16 protein-coding genes are annotated in these 18,227 nt (G+C 64.3%); 7 read left to right on the top strand and 9 right to left on the bottom strand.

Annotation, left to right across the window (positions count from 1 at the left end; all coding sequences use genetic code 11):
• Positions 1 to 5 precede the first annotated feature (5 nt).
• Entirely contained in the window at positions 6 to 827 is an 822-nt protein-coding gene (locus NKK50_RS10760; protein WP_023745285.1) for a tetratricopeptide repeat protein, read from the bottom strand.
• Positions 828 to 1,064: 237 nt separating this feature from the next.
• Here NKK50_RS10760 and NKK50_RS10755 point away from each other — a divergent pair, with 237 nt between their 5' ends.
• The 3 genes from NKK50_RS10755 (at position 1,065) to NKK50_RS10745 (ending at position 3,727) form a co-directional block, all read left to right on the top strand.
• A complete protein-coding gene (locus tag NKK50_RS10755) occupies positions 1,065 to 2,426 on the top strand; it encodes a leucyl aminopeptidase family protein (protein ID WP_023745286.1) in 1,362 nt (453 codons plus the stop codon).
• A 61-nt stretch (positions 2,427 to 2,487) separates the two neighbouring features.
• Complete coding sequence (locus NKK50_RS10750; RefSeq protein ID WP_023699486.1) at positions 2,488 to 2,838, top strand: MarR family winged helix-turn-helix transcriptional regulator; 351 nt, start codon at positions 2,488 to 2,490, stop codon at positions 2,836 to 2,838.
• Between the two features lie 28 nt (positions 2,839 to 2,866).
• Complete coding sequence (locus NKK50_RS10745; protein ID WP_023745287.1) at positions 2,867 to 3,727, top strand: C40 family peptidase; 861 nt, start codon at positions 2,867 to 2,869, stop codon at positions 3,725 to 3,727.
• A gap of 141 nt (positions 3,728 to 3,868) precedes the next feature.
• Here the strand turns inward: NKK50_RS10745 and NKK50_RS10740 are convergent, their stop codons facing one another.
• A complete protein-coding gene (locus NKK50_RS10740; protein ID WP_245260071.1) occupies positions 3,869 to 4,063 on the bottom strand; it encodes a hypothetical protein in 195 nt (64 codons plus the stop codon).
• On the opposite strand from NKK50_RS10740, the gene NKK50_RS10735 reads away from it, so the two are divergent.
• Both NKK50_RS10735 and pdeM read left to right on the top strand, forming a co-directional pair.
• Positions 3,971 to 6,475, top strand: coding sequence for a ligase-associated DNA damage response DEXH box helicase (locus NKK50_RS10735; RefSeq protein WP_245261101.1), 2,505 nt, complete (start codon positions 3,971 to 3,973; stop codon positions 6,473 to 6,475). The two genes, NKK50_RS10740 and NKK50_RS10735, sit on opposite strands and share 93 nt — an antisense overlap.
• Positions 6,472 to 7,188, top strand: coding sequence for a ligase-associated DNA damage response endonuclease PdeM (pdeM, locus tag NKK50_RS10730; protein ID WP_023703455.1), 717 nt, complete (start codon positions 6,472 to 6,474; stop codon positions 7,186 to 7,188). Before NKK50_RS10735 ends, pdeM begins: the two co-directional genes overlap by 4 nt.
• A gap of 4 nt (positions 7,189 to 7,192) precedes the next feature.
• Here the strand turns inward: pdeM and NKK50_RS10725 are convergent, their stop codons facing one another.
• Positions 7,193 to 8,164, bottom strand: coding sequence for a quinone oxidoreductase family protein (locus tag NKK50_RS10725; protein WP_352543363.1), 972 nt, complete (start codon positions 8,162 to 8,164; stop codon positions 7,193 to 7,195).
• A 94-nt stretch (positions 8,165 to 8,258) separates the two neighbouring features.
• Here NKK50_RS10725 and NKK50_RS10720 point away from each other — a divergent pair, with 94 nt between their 5' ends.
• A complete protein-coding gene (locus NKK50_RS10720; RefSeq protein ID WP_352543362.1) occupies positions 8,259 to 9,137 on the top strand; it encodes a LysR substrate-binding domain-containing protein in 879 nt (292 codons plus the stop codon).
• Positions 9,138 to 9,149: 12 nt separating this feature from the next.
• Here NKK50_RS10720 and NKK50_RS10715 read toward each other — a convergent pair whose 3' ends face one another.
• From NKK50_RS10715 to NKK50_RS10705, 3 genes are read right to left on the bottom strand one after another with little or no spacing between them, the layout of a single operon-like run.
• Positions 9,150 to 10,088 carry a dimethyl sulfoxide reductase anchor subunit family protein gene (locus tag NKK50_RS10715; RefSeq protein WP_023745290.1) on the bottom strand — a complete coding sequence of 313 codons (939 nt, stop codon included), beginning with the start codon at positions 10,086 to 10,088 and terminating at the stop codon, positions 9,150 to 9,152.
• A 5-nt stretch (positions 10,089 to 10,093) separates the two neighbouring features.
• A complete protein-coding gene (locus NKK50_RS10710; protein WP_023699493.1) occupies positions 10,094 to 10,822 on the bottom strand; it encodes a 4Fe-4S dicluster domain-containing protein in 729 nt (242 codons plus the stop codon).
• Positions 10,819 to 13,749 carry a molybdopterin oxidoreductase family protein gene (locus NKK50_RS10705; RefSeq protein WP_352543361.1) on the bottom strand — a complete coding sequence of 977 codons (2,931 nt, stop codon included), beginning with the start codon at positions 13,747 to 13,749 and terminating at the stop codon, positions 10,819 to 10,821. The genes NKK50_RS10710 and NKK50_RS10705 overlap by 4 nt, the downstream gene beginning before the upstream one ends.
• Before the next feature lie 278 nt (positions 13,750 to 14,027).
• Here NKK50_RS10705 and NKK50_RS10700 point away from each other — a divergent pair, with 278 nt between their 5' ends.
• Complete coding sequence (locus NKK50_RS10700) at positions 14,028 to 14,936, top strand: LysR substrate-binding domain-containing protein (RefSeq protein WP_023696707.1); 909 nt, start codon at positions 14,028 to 14,030, stop codon at positions 14,934 to 14,936.
• On the opposite strand, the gene NKK50_RS10695 is transcribed toward NKK50_RS10700, so the two are convergent.
• The 3 genes from NKK50_RS10695 to NKK50_RS10685 all read right to left on the bottom strand — a co-directional run bounded on the left by NKK50_RS10695 (position 14,929) and on the right by NKK50_RS10685 (position 18,076).
• The gene (locus tag NKK50_RS10695) at positions 14,929 to 16,185 is read right to left on the bottom strand and encodes an Hsp70 family protein (RefSeq protein WP_023823733.1); all 1,257 of its coding nucleotides are present in this window, start codon (positions 16,183 to 16,185) and stop codon (positions 14,929 to 14,931) included. The genes NKK50_RS10700 and NKK50_RS10695 overlap by 8 nt on opposite strands.
• Positions 16,186 to 16,361: 176 nt before the next feature.
• Positions 16,362 to 17,153, bottom strand: a complete 792-nt coding sequence (locus tag NKK50_RS10690) for a TIGR02186 family protein (protein WP_352510949.1) — start codon at positions 17,151 to 17,153, stop codon at positions 16,362 to 16,364.
• The gene (locus NKK50_RS10685; protein ID WP_023669608.1) at positions 17,153 to 18,076 is read right to left on the bottom strand and encodes a sulfite exporter TauE/SafE family protein; all 924 of its coding nucleotides are present in this window, start codon (positions 18,074 to 18,076) and stop codon (positions 17,153 to 17,155) included. Before NKK50_RS10685 ends, NKK50_RS10690 begins: the two co-directional genes overlap by 1 nt.
• Positions 18,077 to 18,227: the final 151 nt, after the last annotated feature.

Here is an 18,227-nt window from a genome sequence, read left to right as displayed (position 1 = left end):
GGCGCTCAGTTGGTCGCCGCCTTTGCCTTGTCCTGATCCTTGAGCTGGCTCCAGGCGTTCTGCTGGGCAAGCATCTCGCGAAGATAGGCTACATTGGCTTGCGCCTGTTCCGGCGAAAGCTCCTGCGAGGCGATCTTCTCGGCCTCGTCGAAGCGGCCCTGCAGTCCCACGACCAGCGCAAGGTTCTGGCGCACCCGGCTGTCGGCATTCGGTTGCTGGGCTGCCGAGCGCATATAGGTCTCGGCGGTGCGCAGATCGCCTTCCAGCACATAGGACATGCCGAGATTGGAAAGGATCGAGGGTTCGTTCGGCTTGAGGTCCAGCGCCTTGCGGTAGTTCTGGCGCGCTTCATCCTTCTGGCCAAGCTGGTCGAGAATGGCGGCCTCGGCCGACATCAGCCGCCAGTCCGGATATTCCGGCGTCTGCGCCCGGCGCACGGCGTCGAGCGCCGGCTCGAACTGGCCGTTGGCGGCCAGCGCCTTGCCGTAGGCGGCAAGCACGTCGCGATCCTTGGGGTAGGCGATCGCCAGCTTGCGCATCACGGCAAGCGACTGGTCGGCATCGCCGTCCATCTGGAGCGCCGCCGCAAAATTTGTCGCCAGCCGCTTGTCGTTGGGGTTCTTTGCGTAGGATTCGCCGAGCCGCCCGGTCGCCCCGTGCAACTCGCCGGCCGACATGGTTTCCAGCGGTTTGCCGCTGGTGCGCCCGATCGAGCCGGTCGTGAGCTTGCTGGTTCCGCACCCCGCAGCACCGGCCGCCAGCGCCATCAGCAGCGCTGTGGTGACCAACCGTTTGCCCGTGACGTTCATCCTTCGGCTGGTGGGCATCGGCACGGGGCTCTCCATTCTGGGCGTGGCCATTCACGTGGCCATCTTCATCCCTGCAGAAATATTCTGTTAACCCTAACGGACAGTTAAAAAGCGAGCCGTCGGATCGGTAAACGGCCCGCCGGAAGCCACTGACCTGGCACGTCCCATGCCCGGCTCTGTGCATAGATGTTGAAATCATTCGACGTCCCTGTCACTTGACTGAGGACGATCTGCAAGCCTCCCGGAGACCATCGAATGCCCGTCGAACTCGTCGAGACACTAAACACTGCCTTGCCGATCCATCTGGTCGCGAGGGATGGACTGGAGGCCTTGGGGCTTTCGCCTTCCACGATCGCATGGGCGGCCGCCAACGGCTTTTCCGGCGAAGCCGGCAGGACGCTCGCCGTCCCGGGCGACAACGGTTCCCTTGCTGGCGCCTTGTTCGGCGTCGGTGACGGCGAGGGCGCGCTGGCCGTCGGCATGCTGGCGAGAGCCTTGCCGGAAGGCGACTGGCATTTTGCCGCCGCTCCCGCCGAGCCGGAACTCGCGGTCATAGCCTTGGTGCTCGGTGGTTACGTCTTCACTCGCTACGGCAAGAAATCAGGCAAGGCGCTGCGTTTCGCGCTGCCGCTCGGCGTAGATCCAGGACGTGTCCGGGGCATCGCCGACGGCGTCTTCCTGGCGCGCGACCTGGTCAACACGCCGACCAGCGACATGGGACCGGACGAGTTGGAGAAGGCGGTTCGGACCCTGGCGGCCACTCACAAGGCCGAGGTGTCGGTGATCAAGGGCGATGATCTCCTGAAGCAGAATTTCCCGATGATCCATGCGGTCGGCCGCGCCTCGGTCGGCGCGCCGCGCCTGATCGACATGGTCTGGGGACCCGAAGGCGCGCCGAAGGTGACGCTGGTCGGCAAGGGTGTCTGTTTCGACACTGGCGGCCTCGACATCAAGCCGTCCTCGGGCATGCTCTTGATGAAGAAGGATATGGGCGGCGCCGCCAATGTGCTGGGCCTGGCCTCGATGATCATGGCTGCCGGGCTGAAGGTGCGGCTGCGCGTCCTGATCCCGGCGGTCGAGAATTCGATTGCCGGCAACGCCTTCCGGCCTGGAGATGTACTGACCAGCCGCAAGGGCATTACCGTCGAGATCGGCAACACCGACGCCGAAGGGCGGTTGGTGCTGGCCGATGCGCTGGCGCTGGCCGATGACGAGGAGCCGGAACTGCTGATCGACATGGCGACGCTGACCGGGGCAGCGCGTGTCGCGCTCGGGCCCGATCTGCCGCCTTTCTACACTGGCGACGAAACGCTGGCGTCCGAACTGGCTGCGGCCTCCGTGGCCGTCGAGGATCCGTTGTGGCGCATGCCGTTGTGGCGACCCTATGACGGCAGGCTGGCGTCGAAGATCGCCGACATCAACAACGTAACCACGGACGGTTTCGCCGGCTCGGTCACCGCGGCGCTGTTCCTCAAGCGCTTTGTCGAACGGACAACGGGCTGGGCGCACTTCGACATCTTCGCCTGGAACCCGTCCGATCGCCCCTACGGACCCGCCGGCGGAGAGGCGCAAGGCATCCGTGCACTGGAGCGGGTCATTTCGAGGCGCTATGCCTGACGCCTGAGACGGCCACCAAAACTGAAACGGAACCGAAACAATTTGCCGTCATGCTCGGGCGATGTCGATTTCGATGCGTCCGAGCCAGGCGATGCGGCTGTGGCAGCAGGTGATGCTGTCGCAGGTGCGCGCCGGCGCGCCAGATCTCACCATGCGCCAGACGGCGATCCTGTTCACCATCTATCTCGACCCGCCGCCGCACACGGTGCGCGGCCTGGCAGCCCGCCTCAATGTCACCAAGCCGGTTATCACCCGCGCGCTCGACACTATGGGTGCGCTGAAACTGGTGTCGCGCCATCGCGACGAGCTCGACAAGCGCAATGTGCTGATCCGGCGCACGGTCGAAGGCGCGCTCTTTGTCGAGCGCTTCGGGGATGGTATCGTTGCCAAGGCTCATGAACTGCCCATCTGATCAATCCATGAACTAGACGAGTACCGATTTGCCTGCCAGGGACGCCCGCCTCCACGCCTTCCGTTCCGACCTCGCCGATGCCAGGCTGAAAGGGGAGGTGTCGGCCGATCGCTTCGTCACCGGCCGTCCGGCCCGGATCACAGCCTCGGTGGCTGACGTGCGCAAGGCACCGCGCCCGGATGCCGGCGTCAACACGCAAATTCTGTTCGGCGACGATGTGCTTGTCTTCGAGGAAGCCGAGGGATGGGCCTGGGTCCAGGCCGAACGCGACGGCTATGTCGGCTACGTCGGCGCCACCATGCTGGGCGCACCCGAGCATGCGCCAACCCACATCGTCACGGCGCCGCGCACCTTCCTCTATCCTGGCCCGGATCTGCGCTTCCCGATCAGCGGCCAATTGTCAATGGGCTCGACGGTGACGGTAACCGGCGCTGCCGAAACGCGCGGCACGCACTATGCGCTGTTGCCTTCCGGCGAGGCGCTGATCGCCGGCCATGTGCGCCCCGTCAGCGATATCGCCGCCGACTATGTCTCGGTCGCCGAGATGTTTATCGGCACGCCCTATCTCTGGGGCGGCACCTCCGGCTTCGGCATCGACTGTTCTGGCCTCGTGCAACTGGCCATGCGCATGGCCGGCCGCAATGTGCTTCGAGATTCCGACATGCAGGCGGCAGGCCTCGGCGAGCCGCTCGATCCGGGATCCGATTATGCCGGGCTAAAACGCGGTGACCTCGTGTTCTGGAAGGGGCATGTCGCCGTTATGACCGACGCCGAGACCATGATCCACGCCAACGGCCACACCATGCTGGTCTCGCGCGAAGGGCTGAAGTATGCGGTTGATCGGATTGGGTATCTCTATGGCGGGCCGACTGGGTTTCGGCGGCCTTAGCGCCTCTTCCTTCGCCCCGTTCACGGGGAGAAGGTGCCCGAACGGCGGATGAGGGGCGGCGCCAGCGATTGAAAGCTCGCGCTGTCCCTCACGTGCCTGCCGGCATCCTCTCCCCGTACGGGGTGAGGGCAACTCACCCGATCACCTTTTGTTCCGATTTTCCTTGGCGATCGCGCGCCGTCGCGCTACCTCTTTCGCGTGACCGAGCAGCCGCGCCTTGCCAAACAAAATGCCGCCGTCCTTCTGCCCGAGCCATTCATCAGATGGTTTGGCGAAAAAGGCTGGTCGCCGCGCGCTCACCAGATCGAGCTGCTGGCGAAGGCTCAAGCCGGGCAATCGGTGCTCTTGATCGCACCGACCGGCGCCGGCAAGACACTGGCCGGCTTCTTGCCATCGTTGACCGAACTGGCCAACCGCCCCAGACGCAAAGCTGGTATGGCACGGCGCGGCATCCATACGCTCTACATCTCGCCGCTGAAGGCGCTGGCCGTCGACATCGAGCGCAATCTCGGCAAGCCCGTGGAGGAGATCGGCCTGCCCGTCACCATCGAGACGCGCACCGGCGACACGCCTTCCCACAAGCGGCAGCGCCAGAAACTGGCGCCGCCCGACATCCTTTTGACCACGCCCGAGCAATTGGCGCTGCTGATCGCGGCCGGCGATGCCGGGCGCTTCTTCGAGGATCTGCGCTATGTCGTCCTCGATGAGTTGCATTCGCTGGTGACATCGAAACGCGGCCATCTGCTGGCGCTCGGGCTGGCGCGGCTGCGCAGCATCGTGCCCGGCCTGCAGACGATCGGTCTGTCGGCAACGGTGGCCGAGCCCGACGAGTTGCGGCGCTGGCTGGTGAGCCAGAATCCGCCCAAAGGCCTGGCAAGTCCCGATATGTCTGAGCTCATCGTCGTAACCGGCGGCGCGAAGCCCGAAATCTCGATCCTCGATTCGGAAGAGCGCGTGCCATGGGCCGGCCATTCGGCGCGCTATGCGACGCCGGAAATCTACCGCGAGATCAAGCGCCACAAGACCACCCTGCTGTTCGTCAACACCCGCAGCCAGGCCGAGCTGCTGTTTCAGGAATTGTGGCGGGTCAACGAGGATACCTTGCCGATCGCGCTGCATCACGGCTCGCTCGATGTCGCCCAGCGCCGACGCGTCGAGAAGGCGATGGGGGAAAACGCGCTCCGTGCCATCGTCGCCACCTCGACGCTCGACCTTGGCATCGATTGGGGCGATGTCGATCTGGTCGTCCATGTCGGCGCGCCCAAGGGCGCCAGCCGGCTGGCGCAGCGCATCGGCCGCGCCAATCACCGCATGGACGAGCCGTCGAAGGCGATCCTGATCCCGGCCAATCGTTTCGAGGTGCTGGAGTGCCGGGCAGCGCTGGACGCCAACTATCTGGGCGCCCAGGATACGCCGCCGCTGGTCAATGGCGGGCTCGATGTGCTGGCCCAGCATGTGCTGGGCTGCGCCTGCGGAGCGCCGTTTCGCGCCGACGATCTCTACGAGGAAGTGCTGACAGCAGCGCCCTATGCCAGCCTCGACCGGCCGACATTCGACCGCGTCATTGATTTCGTCGCCACCGGCGGCTACGCACTGAAGAACTACGAGCGCTACGCCCGCATCCGCCTCAACAAGGACGGCATGTGGCGGGTCTCCAATCCCCGCGTCGCGCAGCAATATCGGCTGAACGTCGGCACCATCATCGAGGTGCCGGCGCTCAATGTGCGTTACGTCAAGGCCGGCAGCAAAGGCTCGGCTTCGCACGGCGGCCGGGCTCTGGGCAAGATCGAGGAGGCCTTCCTCGAAACGCTGACGCATGGCGACACCTTCATGTTTGCCGGCAAAGTGCTGCGCTTCGAAGGCATCCGCGAGAACGAATGCTTCGTCTCGAATGCGCCGGGAAGCGACGCCAAGGTTCCTTATTATGGCGGCGGCAAATTTCCGCTTTCGACTTACCTCGCCGAGCAGGTGCGCGCCATGCTGGACGACCCGCAGCGCTGGAAGAAGCTGCCCGAGCAGGTATCGGACTGGCTGCGGTTCCAGGCCGACAAATCGGTATTGCCCAAACGCGACGACCTCTTGATCGAGACCTTTCCGCGCGGCAACCGTCACTATCTCGTCGCTTATCCTTTCGAGGGCAGGCTGGCGCACCAGACGCTCGGCATGCTGCTCACCCGCCGGCTGGACAGGGCCGGCGCCAGGCCGCTTGGCTTCGTCGCCACCGACTACGCATTGGCCATCTGGTCGCTGGGCGATATGGGCGCGATGTTCAAATCGCGGAAACCTTCGCTTGGCGCTCTGTTCGACCAGGACATGCTGGGCGACGACCTCGAGGCTTGGCTGGCCGACAGCTGGCTGCTCAAGCGCACCTTCCGCAACTGCGCGCTGATTTCAGGCCTGATCGAGAAGCGCCACCCGGGACAGGAGAAAAGCGGCCGTCAGGTCACCGTCTCGACCGATCTGATCTATGACGTGCTGCGCAGCCATGAGCCCGACCACATCCTGCTGCAGGCGACGCGCGCCGACGCGGCGACCGGTCTGCTCGATGTCAGCAGACTTGCCGACATGCTCTCGCGTATCCAGGGTCGAATCGTGCATAAGGCACTCGAACAGATATCGCCGCTGGCCGTGCCGATCATGCTCGAAATCGGCAAGATGCCGGTGAATGGCGAGGCCGACGAAACGCTGCTGATGGATGCCGCGACTTTGGTCGAGGAAGCCATGGGTCCTGGGATGGTTGAGGAATGAATTTTTCGCTGGCGCGGGCATCGCTGATCGCCGAGGCCGACTTTGTCGGCATCGCGGGCGAGCGCGCGATCTGTGATTCGCGCGGCGTGCTCTATTTCCCCGATCTGAGGCTGCTCGCGGTCTCCGACCTGCATCTGGAAAAGGGCTCGTCCTTCGCCAGGCGCGGCGCACTGATCCCGCCCTACGATACCGGCGCCACTCTGCTCCGGCTGCAGGCGGTAATCGCGGACTACCAGCCGGCCATCGTCATCAGCCTGGGCGACTCCTTCCACGACGGCGGCGGCGCCGAGCGCATGCATCAAACCTTCCGCGATCGGCTGGAAGCATTGATGGCCGGCCGCGACTGGTTCTGGGTCGCCGGCAACCATGACCCGGAAGCGCCGGCGGATTTGCCCGGCGAGACGGTGCGCGAACTCGCCATCGGCTCGCTGCTGTTCCGCCACGAGCCGTCGAAGATAAGAACCGAGGGCGAAGTTGCCGGCCATCTTCACCCTTGCGCCCGCATCGTCCAGCAGGGCCGCTCGGTGCGGCGGCGCTGCTTTGCCGGCGATGGCGGCCGCATGATCATGCCGGCCTTCGGCGCTTATACCGGCTCGCTCAACGTGCTCGACCGCGCCTATGCCGGCCTGTTCCGCCGCGAGACGTTGATAGCTTATATGATGGGCGCCGCGCGCATCTTCGCCATTTCCGGTTCGATGCTGCGGCCGGGCTGAGTTTCTACGGTATAAGCACGGTTGCGCCTGTCGTCTGCCGTGCTTCGAGCCGGCGGTGCGCCTCCGCCACTTCGGCAAGCGGCATGCTTGTGTGCACCGGGATTTTCACTGCGCCGCTGAGGACGACGCTGAACAGATCCTCGCTCATGGCGACGACGTCCTCACGCCTGGCGAGATGATGGAACAGCAACTGCCAGGTGGCGAACAGCGAACCCTTTTGCATCAAAAGCATGATGTCGAAGGGCGGGATCGACCCCGACGCTGTGCCGTAGCTGACGAAGGTGCCGAACGGCTGCAGGCAGTCGAGCGAGGCGGGGAAGGTCGCGTTGCCGACGCCGTCATAGACGGCGTGGCAGCCTTCGCCGTTGGTGACCTCTTTCACCCGTGCGGCGAAATTCTCTTTGCTGTAGTCGATGACATGGTCGCAGCCATTGGCGCGCGCAAGTTCGGCCTTTTCGGGTGAACCGACCGTGCCGATGACGGTCGCGCCGAGATGTTTGGCCCATTGCGTCAGGATGAGGCCGACGCCGCCCGCCGCGGCATGCACCAGGATTGTATGGCCCGCCTCGACGCGAAACGTGCGACGCAGCAGATATTGCGCCGTCAGCCCCTTCAGCATCATGGCCGCGCCCGTCTCGAAATCGATGGCGTCGGGCAGATGCACGACGAAATGCGCCGGCACGATGCGTTCTTCGGCATAGGCGCCGAGGGTCTCGACATAGGCGACTCGGTCGCCAGGCGCGAAGCCGCTGACGCCTTCACCGACGGCGACGATTTCGCCTGCGCCTTCATTGCCGGGAATGAATGGCAGAGCGGGCGGCGCGTATTCGCCGGTGCGAAAATAGATGTCGACGAAGTTGAGACCGACCGCCCCGTTGCGCACGCGCACCTCGCCCGGTCCGGGCTGGCCGATGTCGACATCTTCGTAGGCGAGCACATCTGGCCCGCCATGGCGGTGAACACGGATCGCTTTCATGGTTTTCTCTCCTGCGCTGTTCTCTTGAGTGTGAGATAGCGCGTGGCGAGATATCATTGTAGACTGATACCTATGACATCAGAGTTCAAACAAAATGATATCTGAACAGATCGGCCTCGACCTTCTCCGCACCTATGTCGCGGTCTGCCGGCAAGGTAGCCTGAGCAGGGTCGCCGCGCAGACCGGCAAGACCCAATCGGCGATGAGCATGCAGATGCGTCGGCTCGAGGGCCTGCTCCAGCGGCATCTGTTCCAGCGCACCGGCCGCGGCGTTGTGCCGACTGCGGAAGGCGAGCTCTTTCTGGGATACGCGACCCGCATCCTCGCTCTCGGCGATGAAGCGGTGGCGCGTCTGCAGCAGGCTAGCATTGGCGGCGGCGTGCGTATTGGTCTTGCCGAAGAGGTCACCACGGCCGCGCTTTCGGCCGCGCTTGGGCGGCTGCATCGCACCTATCCCGACATCAGCCTCGACGCGATGGTCGAGCACAGCGTCGCGCTGGGACGGCTGTGGAGCGAGGATGCGCTGGATGTCATGATTGCCCCGACATCCGTCGTCGCGGCCGATGCCGTGACGACATGGAACGTCGAACTGCAGTGGGTCTGCGCCCAGGACTATGTGCTGGACCATGACCGGCCACTCGATCTCGCCGCCTTCGGCGCAACCTGCCCTTGGCGCAGGCGGATGATCGAGGCGCTGATTGCCGCCGGTCGGGAGCACCGGATCGTCCTGTCGTGCCAGAGCGTCACCGGCCTTCAGGCCGTGATCGAGAACGGACTGGGCGTTGGACTGCTTCCGCCCGAATCCGTGCGTACCGCTTCGATGCGGGTGCTGAAGACGTCAGCCGGCCTGCCCGAGCCGCTCACGGTCCAATACGGCCTTTACGCGCACGACCGCAGGACAGCTGTAATCGATGCCGCGATCGAAATCCTGCTTAAGGATTTGCCGGCGGCGCCACGAGCACGGGCCGCCTGACGGCGGGACGCTCTACCGGCCGTAATAGAGGGTGACGGTGTGCTTGGCCTCGGCGAAGAACAGCCAGCGCTCGACCAGCATGCCGGCGAACTGGACGATTGCCGCAAGCACCGACAGCACCGCTGCGAATGGCCAGGGCAAAGCGAATAAGACAGAAAGCAGCAGCAGGGCAGGCAAGGCGAAAGCCAGCAACTGCGTGATCAGCCGCAGCTTTGCGCCATGTTTGCGCGCGATCCGAAAACCCATTTCCTTGAGCAGGTAGTTCTCCTCGGTGTGCGGCCATTCCAGCGAGCGCACTGTGCCGCCAGTGAGCCCTGTCGCCGCGTTGGCGGTGGTCGCGATCTCCAGCGCGTCATTGTATCGCCACGTCGCCAGCTTCCAGCCCCAGCCGAGCAAGGTCAGCAGCAGGGCGGCTACCGCAACGGCGGTCGGGCTGATGGCGAAAGCCTGCAGCAGCGCGTTCAACAGCACGCTGCCGGTCATCGCCGAAAAGATGAGATAGCCCGGCAGCGTATACGGGCTATGCCACTGCGCGATCGGCTTCAGCGAGGCATAGATCATGCCGGTGGTGCAGACGGTGACGATTGCGCCGATAGTTGCGAGAAACCCGGCGATGGCCATCCAGCCTCCGGTGTGGCCGAAGAACACCCAGCCGATGCCGAACAACCCGGCCGGAATGAAGGTTGCCACCGAAGCCACGCCTTCGCGCGACAGCCACGAACTGCGCCATTGCGAGAAGGCGCGCCATGCGCGTTCGGGGCGGCCGAGATGGACGGTCGAAGACAAAAGGCCGGCAGCAATCAGCCCAAGCGCCAGCCCCATTCCGATAAGGCCAAGCCAGAAATCGGCCGGGATGAAGCCCAGCCCGCCCAGCACGCCAAGCAGCGCCAGCAGTCCGTAGCCCGCTCCTGTAGCAGTGGTGAAGAAAACGACCGAGGCGGCAGGATGCATGGATATCAGTTCGAAAGCATGCGGTCGACCCAGCCGAGGAAACCGCCTTCGGCCCTGACCGGGTCGAGCCTTGCCGCCGGCACCGATGCGGCACGCCGGGCGCGCGGCGGCAGGTACTTGTTGGTCGGCTTGTAGCCCATCTCCGGCATCAGGTCGACGCCGCCACGCTCCGCCACCAATTGCGAGACAGCCGAGGTGGGATCGCCGAGATCGCCGAAATGCCGGGCGCTGGTCGGGCAGGCGGCTACGCAGGCCGGCACGCGGTCTTCCTCGGCCAGATTGTCATTGTAGATGCGGTCGACGCACAGCGTGCATTTCTTCATCACGCCAACATCGGGGTCGAATTCGCGCGCGCCATAGGGACAGGCCCAGCTGCACAGTTTGCAGCCGATGCATTTGCTTTCGTCGATCAGCACGATGCCGTCCGACGCCCGCTTGTAGGAGGCGCCGGTGGGGCAGACGGTGACGCAGGCAGGCGTTTCACAGTGCAGGCAGGAGCGGGGGAAGTTGACCGTGCGACCGCCCGCTTCGGTCGTGTGCTCGTAGCTGTGCACGCGGTTGAACCAGACGCCGTCGACATCGCCGCCATAGGGGTTGATGTCGGTCAGCGGCGCCATGTGGCCGCCGGTGTTCCACTCCTTGCAGGCGGTGACGCAGGCCTGGCAGCCGACGCAGGTGTCGAGGTCGATGACTAGGCCAAGCTTCTTGTCTGTATGGGCGGGAAGGCAGGTCATTCCACGGCTTCCCTATGGACGCGGAACTCGGCGCCGAAGCGAAGGATGTCGGGCGAAGGCTCGACATTTGGCGGCTGGCTGAAACGCTCGAATTGCGGTTCGGTGAAGCCGGCTTCCTCATCAGAGCATTTGACAATGCGTACCCTGAGGTCGAACCACGCCGCCTGGCCGGTCACCGGATCGGAATTCGAATAGCGTTTGCCTTTCGCGTCAGCCGATGTCTGGTCGCCGATGATGTGGTTGAGCAGGAAGCCGCGACTGCTCTCGGCGGCGTTGTCCTTCAGCCCCCAGGCGCCGCGCCTTTTGCCGATGGCGTTCCATGTCCAGACCGTATCCGCATTGACCCCGTCGACCAGCTTGATCTGTCCCTTCACCCGGCCGTTGATGCTTTCGATCCACACCCAGTCGTCGTCGGCCAGGTCGAGAACTGCCGCGGTCTGGTGGTGCACGAACAGGCGGTTCTGGCTGGTGATTTGCCGCAGCCACGCATTCTGCGAGCCCCAGGAATGATACATGTGCATAGGCCGCTGCGTCAGCGCATGCAGCGGGTATTTCTGCGGATCGACCGCGGCCTCTTCGAACGGCGTAAACCAGAACGGCAGCGGATCCATATAGGTCTCGATGCGCTGGCGTTCGCTCTCGGTCGGCTGGACGCGACCATGACCGCGCGCGGCGAGGCGAAAGCGCTGCATCGGTTCGCAATAGAGCTGGAACACGATCGGCTCGGCCTTGGGGATGAACCCCATCTGCTCTGCGAAGTCGAGATAGGAGCGGTTGGCCATCTTGTAATAGCGCTGGTCCTCAGCAAAATCCTGGTGCCAGAAGCCGCCATTGCCGATGTAGCGCTGCAACTGGTCGGGATTGACTTCGCCCTTGCCGACGGAAGTGCCGTCCTTGCCGCGCCAGCCGGCCAGCGGGCCGATGCCCGGCGTGCGTTCGTGATTGACGATGTAGTCGGCATAGTCGGCATATCTGGCCGAGCCATCGTCCTCGACGAAGCCGGGCAGGCCAAGCCGAGCGCCAAGTTCGATCAGCACCGATTGGAACGGCCTGACATCTCGGTCCGATTCGACCACCGGATGGCGGATCGCGTCGCCCGGCCCGTCGGCATGGCTGATCGGCCGGTCGAGCAGGCTGATGCAGTCGTGACGTTCGAGATAGGTGGTGTCGGGCAGCACCAGGTCGGCGAACGGCACCGTCTCGGAATAATAGGCGTCGGAATAGATGATGAAGGGGATCTTGTAGTTACCCGCTTCGTCATGGTCGGTGAGCATGGCAATGGTCTCGACGGTGTTCATCGAGGAATTCCACGCCATGTTCGACATGTACATCATCAGCGTGTCGATTGGGTACGGGTCACCGGCCCACGCATTGCGGATGACCGTATGCATCAGCCCATGCGCGGCGAGCGGCGCATCCCAGGAATAAGCCTTGTCGATGCGCAAAGGCGTGCCGGCCTCGTCGACCAGGAGATCGTCCGGCCCGCAGACGAAGCCGAGCGGCATGCCGTCGAGCGGCGTCATCGGCCTGACCACCTTGCCGGCCGGCTTCGGTCCCGGGGGCGCCGAGCGCGGGTAGGGGGGCTTGAAACGGAAGCCGCCGGGCACGTCCACCGTGCCGAGCAGCACCTGCAGCAGGTGGATGGCACGGCAGGAGTGAAAGCCGTTGGAGTGGGCCGAGATGCCGCGCATGGCATGCATCGACACCGGCCGTCCCTTGATCGTCTCGTGCCGCCGTCCGGCCCAGTCGGTCCACGCAACCGGCAGTTCGATCGTCTGTTCGAAGGCGACGTGGGCGAGTTCGGCGGCGATCCGGCGGATGGTGTCGGCCGGAATGCCGCATCGTGCCGCGACCGCATCGGGTGCGTAGCTGTCGTCCATGTAGCGGTCGGCGATGAGCTGGAACACCGGCACACAGCGGCGACCGGCGAACGTGAAGCTGCCCGTCAGCGCCGGCTTCGCATCCGCATCGGCTGCGTTGACGGTTGTCTTCGCCACTCTGTCCCACGCGAGAAGATTGTTGTCGCTGTCGCGCAGGAACAGCCCGTCATCGGCCGCGCCCGGCTCCTGGATGACCAGCACATGGGCGTTGGTGTAGCGCAGCAGATAATCGAGATCGATGCGGCCTGCCTTGAGCAGTTCGTGGATGAGGGCGAAGACGAAGAGGCCGTCGGTGCCGGGCCGGATCCCGATCCAGTCGTCGGCAATCGCGTTGTAGCCCGTGCGGCACGGGTTGATCGACACCACCTTGGCGCCGCGCGCCTTGAGTTTACCCAAGCCGATCTTGATTGGGTTGGAATCATGGTCCTCGGCGACGCCGAACAGCATGAAGTATTTCGTATTGTCCCAGTCCGGCTCGCCGAACTCCCAGAACGAGCCGCCGATCGTGTAGAGCCCGCCGGCCGCCATGTTGACCGAGCAGAAGCCGCCATGGGCGGCGAAGTTCGGCGTGCCGAACTGGCTCGCCCACCAGCCGGTCAGCGACTGCGACTGGTCGCGCCCGGTGAAGAAGGCGAGCTTTTTCGGATCGGTCCGGCGGATATGCGATAGCCGCCCGGTCGCAATCGAAAACGCTTCCTCCCACTCGATCTCGCGGAATTCGCCCGAGCCGCGCAGGCCGCTGCGCAACAGCGGCTTCTTCAGCCGCGCCGGGCTGTAGTGCTGCATGATGCCGGAGCTGCCCTTGCCGCAGATCACGCCGCGGTTAACCGGATGGGCCTTGTTGCCGTTGATGTAGCGCACCTTGCCGTCCTTGATGTGGACGTCGATGCCGCACCGGCAGGCGCACATATAACAGGTGGTCTTGGCGATGCTGTCGGAGATAGCGGGCGAGGTGTCGACGCCGTCGCCTTCATCAGGCGCGCGTGTATCGCCAAGCGGCCGTTGCGACGGTGCGGAATTGGCTCCGCGCGGCGCAGCTGGGTTCATGATGCCGGCGTGCTTTTGCTACCTGCGAATTTGGCCCGCGTCTTCGGTCCGGGGCCACGCATATAGTGTTCTTCAGGATGATATCGATCGCCGGCCAGCCGCCGCCTGAGGCCACGGGTCCAATGCGCAAACAGGGATCTGAACCGCCCGATCATTTTGTTGGCCGCGATTTGTTGGCGAATTCTTTCTAACTTCGACTGAAAAAGTAGAATAAAGCTATCGATCCGTCTAATCAGTTGTTCTTGTAAATTCGATCGGAATTGGTTCTTAATGCACACATGACGCTGGACCAGTTGCGCATTTTCGTTGCCGTTGCCGAACGCGGCCATATGACCAAGGCGGCGGAGCTTTTGGGCATCTCCCAGTCGGCGGCGTCGGCGGCCATCCGCGCTTTGGAAGAGCAGCATGGCGTTCATCTGTTCAACCGTGTCGGCCGCAACATCGAGCTGGCTCAGACCGGCCACCGTTTCCTGCCCGAGGCCAAGGCGGTGCTGGAACGCGCCGCCGCCGCCCGAAATGTGCTGGAGCATGTCTCGCAGACGGTCGCCGGCAGCCTGTCGATCGCCGCCAGCCTGACCATCGCCAGCTACTGGCTGCCGCGCAGGCTGGCCTCTTTCCATGAAGCCTACCCGGCGGTGCGCTTAAGCGTCAGCATCGGCAACACCAGGCAGGTCGAGGCCAATGTGCTCGACGGCACCGCCGATCTCGGTCTGGTCGAGGGGCGCACCGAGTCAGACATCCTCCGCCGCACCAAGGTCGACGTCGACAGGTTGATGCTGGTCGTCGCCGCCTCGCATCCGGAAATCGCCGAGATCGCGCCGGGCCGCCCGGATATCAGAGGGCTGCGCTGGATCATCCGTGAGGGTGGTTCGGGCACGCGCGAGGTGCTGGAGGACCTGGCCCGCCGCGAGGGGATATCGCTTGGCGACCTGCAGATATTTCTGGTGCTGCCGAGCAACGAGGCGGTTCGCCAGGCGGTCGAGGCCGGCGCCGGCGCCACCATCATCTCGGACCTCGTCGTCGGACGCGCCGTCGCCGAGGGCAGTCTCCGGTCGGTGCCGCTCGAGCTGCCGAAGCGCGACTTCGCCATGATCACCCATCGTGACCGCCAGGCAAGCCTGGCCCAGATGGCGCTCAAGGCGCATCTCGGCGCTGAGGGCGGGAACCGCATCGTGAGCTCTAGCTAAACTTCCGCTGTGCATCCAGCGCCAGGCCAAGGCCGACCGAACCGAACATGTCGCCCTCGATAACGGCGGCTTGCGGCACCAGCGACAGGATTTCGCGCCGTGCCAGCGGGATGGCGGTCGAGCCGCCGGTGAGGAACACGGCGGTGATGTCGGACGCTTTCACGCCAGCATCGGCAATCGTCTGCCGCACCGTCGCGGACACCCGCTCGATGTCGGCGGCAATCGTCTCTTCCAGGCCGTCTCGCGTGATCTCGGCGGCAAAACCCGCGCCGGGCAGTGCCACCGTCACATCAGCCGAAGCCTGATCTGTCAGCGCGATCTTGGCTCGTTCGACCAGGCCGGCCAGCGCATGGCCGTAACGGTGCTCGACAATATGGATGAAGCGGTCGACAAGGTCGGCGCGGACGGCCTCGAAGCGGATCTGCCTCAGATGCGTCATCGCCTTGGCGGTGTAAACGAGGTTGATGCGTTGCCACGTCGCGAGATCAATGAAATAGCTCGCCGGCAGGTTGCGCTTGCCGTCTTTTGTGGGCGAGAGATAGCCGAGCTTGGGCATGACATGGGCGATGCTGAGCAGCCGGTCGAAATCGGTGCCGCCAATATGAATGCCTCGGTTGGCGAGGATGTCGTCCTTGCGGTCGCGTGAGCGGGCGCGTTGCGGCGAAACGCGCACGATCGAGAAGTCGGACGTGCCGCCGCCCATGTCGACGATCAACGCCAGTTCCTCGCGCTTCACGTCCTGCTCATAGTCGAGTGCTGCCGCAATCGGTTCGAACTGGAAGGCGATGTGCTTGAAGCCTTGCGCGCGCGCCGCTTTTTCAAGCTCGCTTTGCGCCTTGGCATCGGCTTCCACATCGTCGTCGACAAATTGCACCGGCCGGCCGAGCACAACGTTCTCCACCGGAGCGCCGGCATCTTCCTCAAGCCGCTTCTTCAAATGGCCGACGAACATGCCGACAATGTCGATGAAACCGATCTGCCGGGCCTTGATCCGCGTCTTCTCATGCGCCAGCGAACTGCCGAGCACGCTCTTCAGCGACCGCATCAGCCGGCCTTCGATGGCATCGGTGTAGTCGGCAATGGCGCGGCGGCCGAAATAGGTGTGACCGTCCTCGAAGTTGAAGAAAACCGCGCTTGGCAATGTCGGCTGTTCGCCTTCCAGCGCCACCAGCCGTGCCTGGCCGTTGCGGATCACGCCCACCGTAGAATTGGACGTGCCGAAATCGATGCCGCCAAATGCCTGGTGCATTGCAGCCTCCTGTCATTGGGTCGTCGCTGTGGCAGGCGTCCGCAAGGCGCGCGCCGTCCAGAGGCCTGACCGTTCTGCCGAATGATTGTGCGTGTAACCCGAGGGTTGGGAGGCGGCGGTCTATCGCAAGACTGAGAAAAGGGGAACCCCCTTTCCCCGGAAATGGGTCGTGCGCGTCAATCCCTGCGGAAGATCAGCCTGCCCAGCCAGCCGGTGATCATGGCCAGCGACACGGAGAAGACGCCGTAGAGGAAGGAGTAATCATGCGCGACGCGGAAGATCGACTGTTCGAAACCCGATTTGCGGATTTCGAGCTGGGCCGAGCTTTCCTTGAGGAACAGGCCGCTCTTGAACAGGAACGCGCGGGCTTTATGCGTTCCAACCGGGACGTTGGGCGCCAGCCGCACCGTGGCGCGAAACAGGTTCTGCGACAGGAACTGCACGCCGCCGACATTCTCGCTATAGAGGCCGGTCGCCGCCTTGCGCTCGCGCAGCGCCACGGTGAATTCCTCGATCGTCGCCGGACTGTCGGTTACCTCGGCCGGCTGCATGTAAAGGTTGGAGGCGCCGAGCGACAGCTGCTTGTAGCTGTTGGGTTCGGTGATGTCCTGCAGCGGCCGCGTCGTGGCGACGGAGTAGGATACCGGCACGTTCTCGAAGGTCTCCGATTCCAGGTTGACCCAGACGCCGAGCACGCGGTCCTTGCGGCGCACCACCACCGGCCGCGGCGGGCCTTCGAGCACGACGATGACGTCGTAGCGCCCCTGTCGCGCGACCAGCGGGTCGGGGTTTTCCAGCGAACCGAAAATGGTCAGGTCGGCGCCGGAAAAACCGGCGGTGATCGACACGGCGTCGGTGGAGAGACCGATCTGGATGCCTTCCGGCAAGGGGTTCGGCGATTGCGCTGCGGCCGGCAGAGCGACGGCGATAAGCAAAGCGGCGGCCGAAAAAATCCCCCACTGCGGCATCAGTTCAGGCCCGCGGCGGTCAGCGAATAGAGGTTTGGCGGCGTGACGAAGAGATCGATGGCAAGCCGGATGGCAACCGCCAGCACCAGCAGCGCCAGCAGTGCCCTGAGCTGTTCGCCGCGCAGCTTCTGTCCTGCCTTGGCGCCATATTGCGCGCCGGCAACGCCGCCCGCCATCAGCAGGAAGGCAAGCATGACGTCGACCGTCTGGTTGGTGGTGGCGTGGACAAGCGTGGTGTAGGCCGAGGTGAAAATGATCTGGAACAGCGAGGTGCCGATGACGACGTTGGTCGGCACTTTCAAGAGATAGATCAGCGCCGGCACCATGATGAAGCCGCCGCCGACACCCATGATCGACGACAGGAAGCCGATGCCGGCGCCGAGCCCCAGCACCGGAATGACGCTGACGAACAGCTTCGAGGCCCTGAAGCGCATCTTCAGCGGCAGCCGGTGGATCCAGTTGTGCTGGCCGGATTTCTTCAAGACCGGCGCCGCACCGCTGCGCGTGGCGCGCAGCGCATTGACGCTCTCGACCAGCATCAGCCCGCCGACGGTGCCGAGCAGCACGACGTAGAGCAGCGAAATGAACAAATCGAGCTGGCCGAGCCGGCGCAGGAAGGCAAAGACAAAGATACCACCGGTCGAGCCGACGATGCCGCCGGCCAGCAGCACCCCGCCGAGCTTGAAGTCGAGCGTGCCGCGCTTCATGTGCGACAGCGCGCCGGAGAAGGAGGAGGCGATAACCTGGTTGGCGCCAGTGGCAACGGCGATTGCCGGCGGGATGTTGTAGAAGATCAAGAGCGGCGTGATCAGAAAGCCGCCACCGACCCCGAACATGCCCGACAGGAAACCCACCGCCGCGCCCATTGCCAGCAGCACGAAGACGTTGACGGAAATTTCCGCGATCGGGAGATAGATGCCCACCCGTCAGTCTCGATCAGTTTGCCTGTCGGCGATTGCAGCCATTCCAGGGCATTGTCGCACCGAAAAGCCAATTCTTTCTTGCACCGCCGGGGCAGTGGGATCAAACCCCGCCGCCCTACCGAAACAAAAAACATCTCAAGCAGTTAGCAGG

Source organism: Mesorhizobium sp. M0001, assembly GCF_040324255.1.
Lineage (GTDB): Bacteria > Pseudomonadota > Alphaproteobacteria > Rhizobiales > Rhizobiaceae > Mesorhizobium.
Note: the sequence above shows the minus strand (reverse complement) of the source record. Positions and strands in the feature narration are given on the sequence as shown.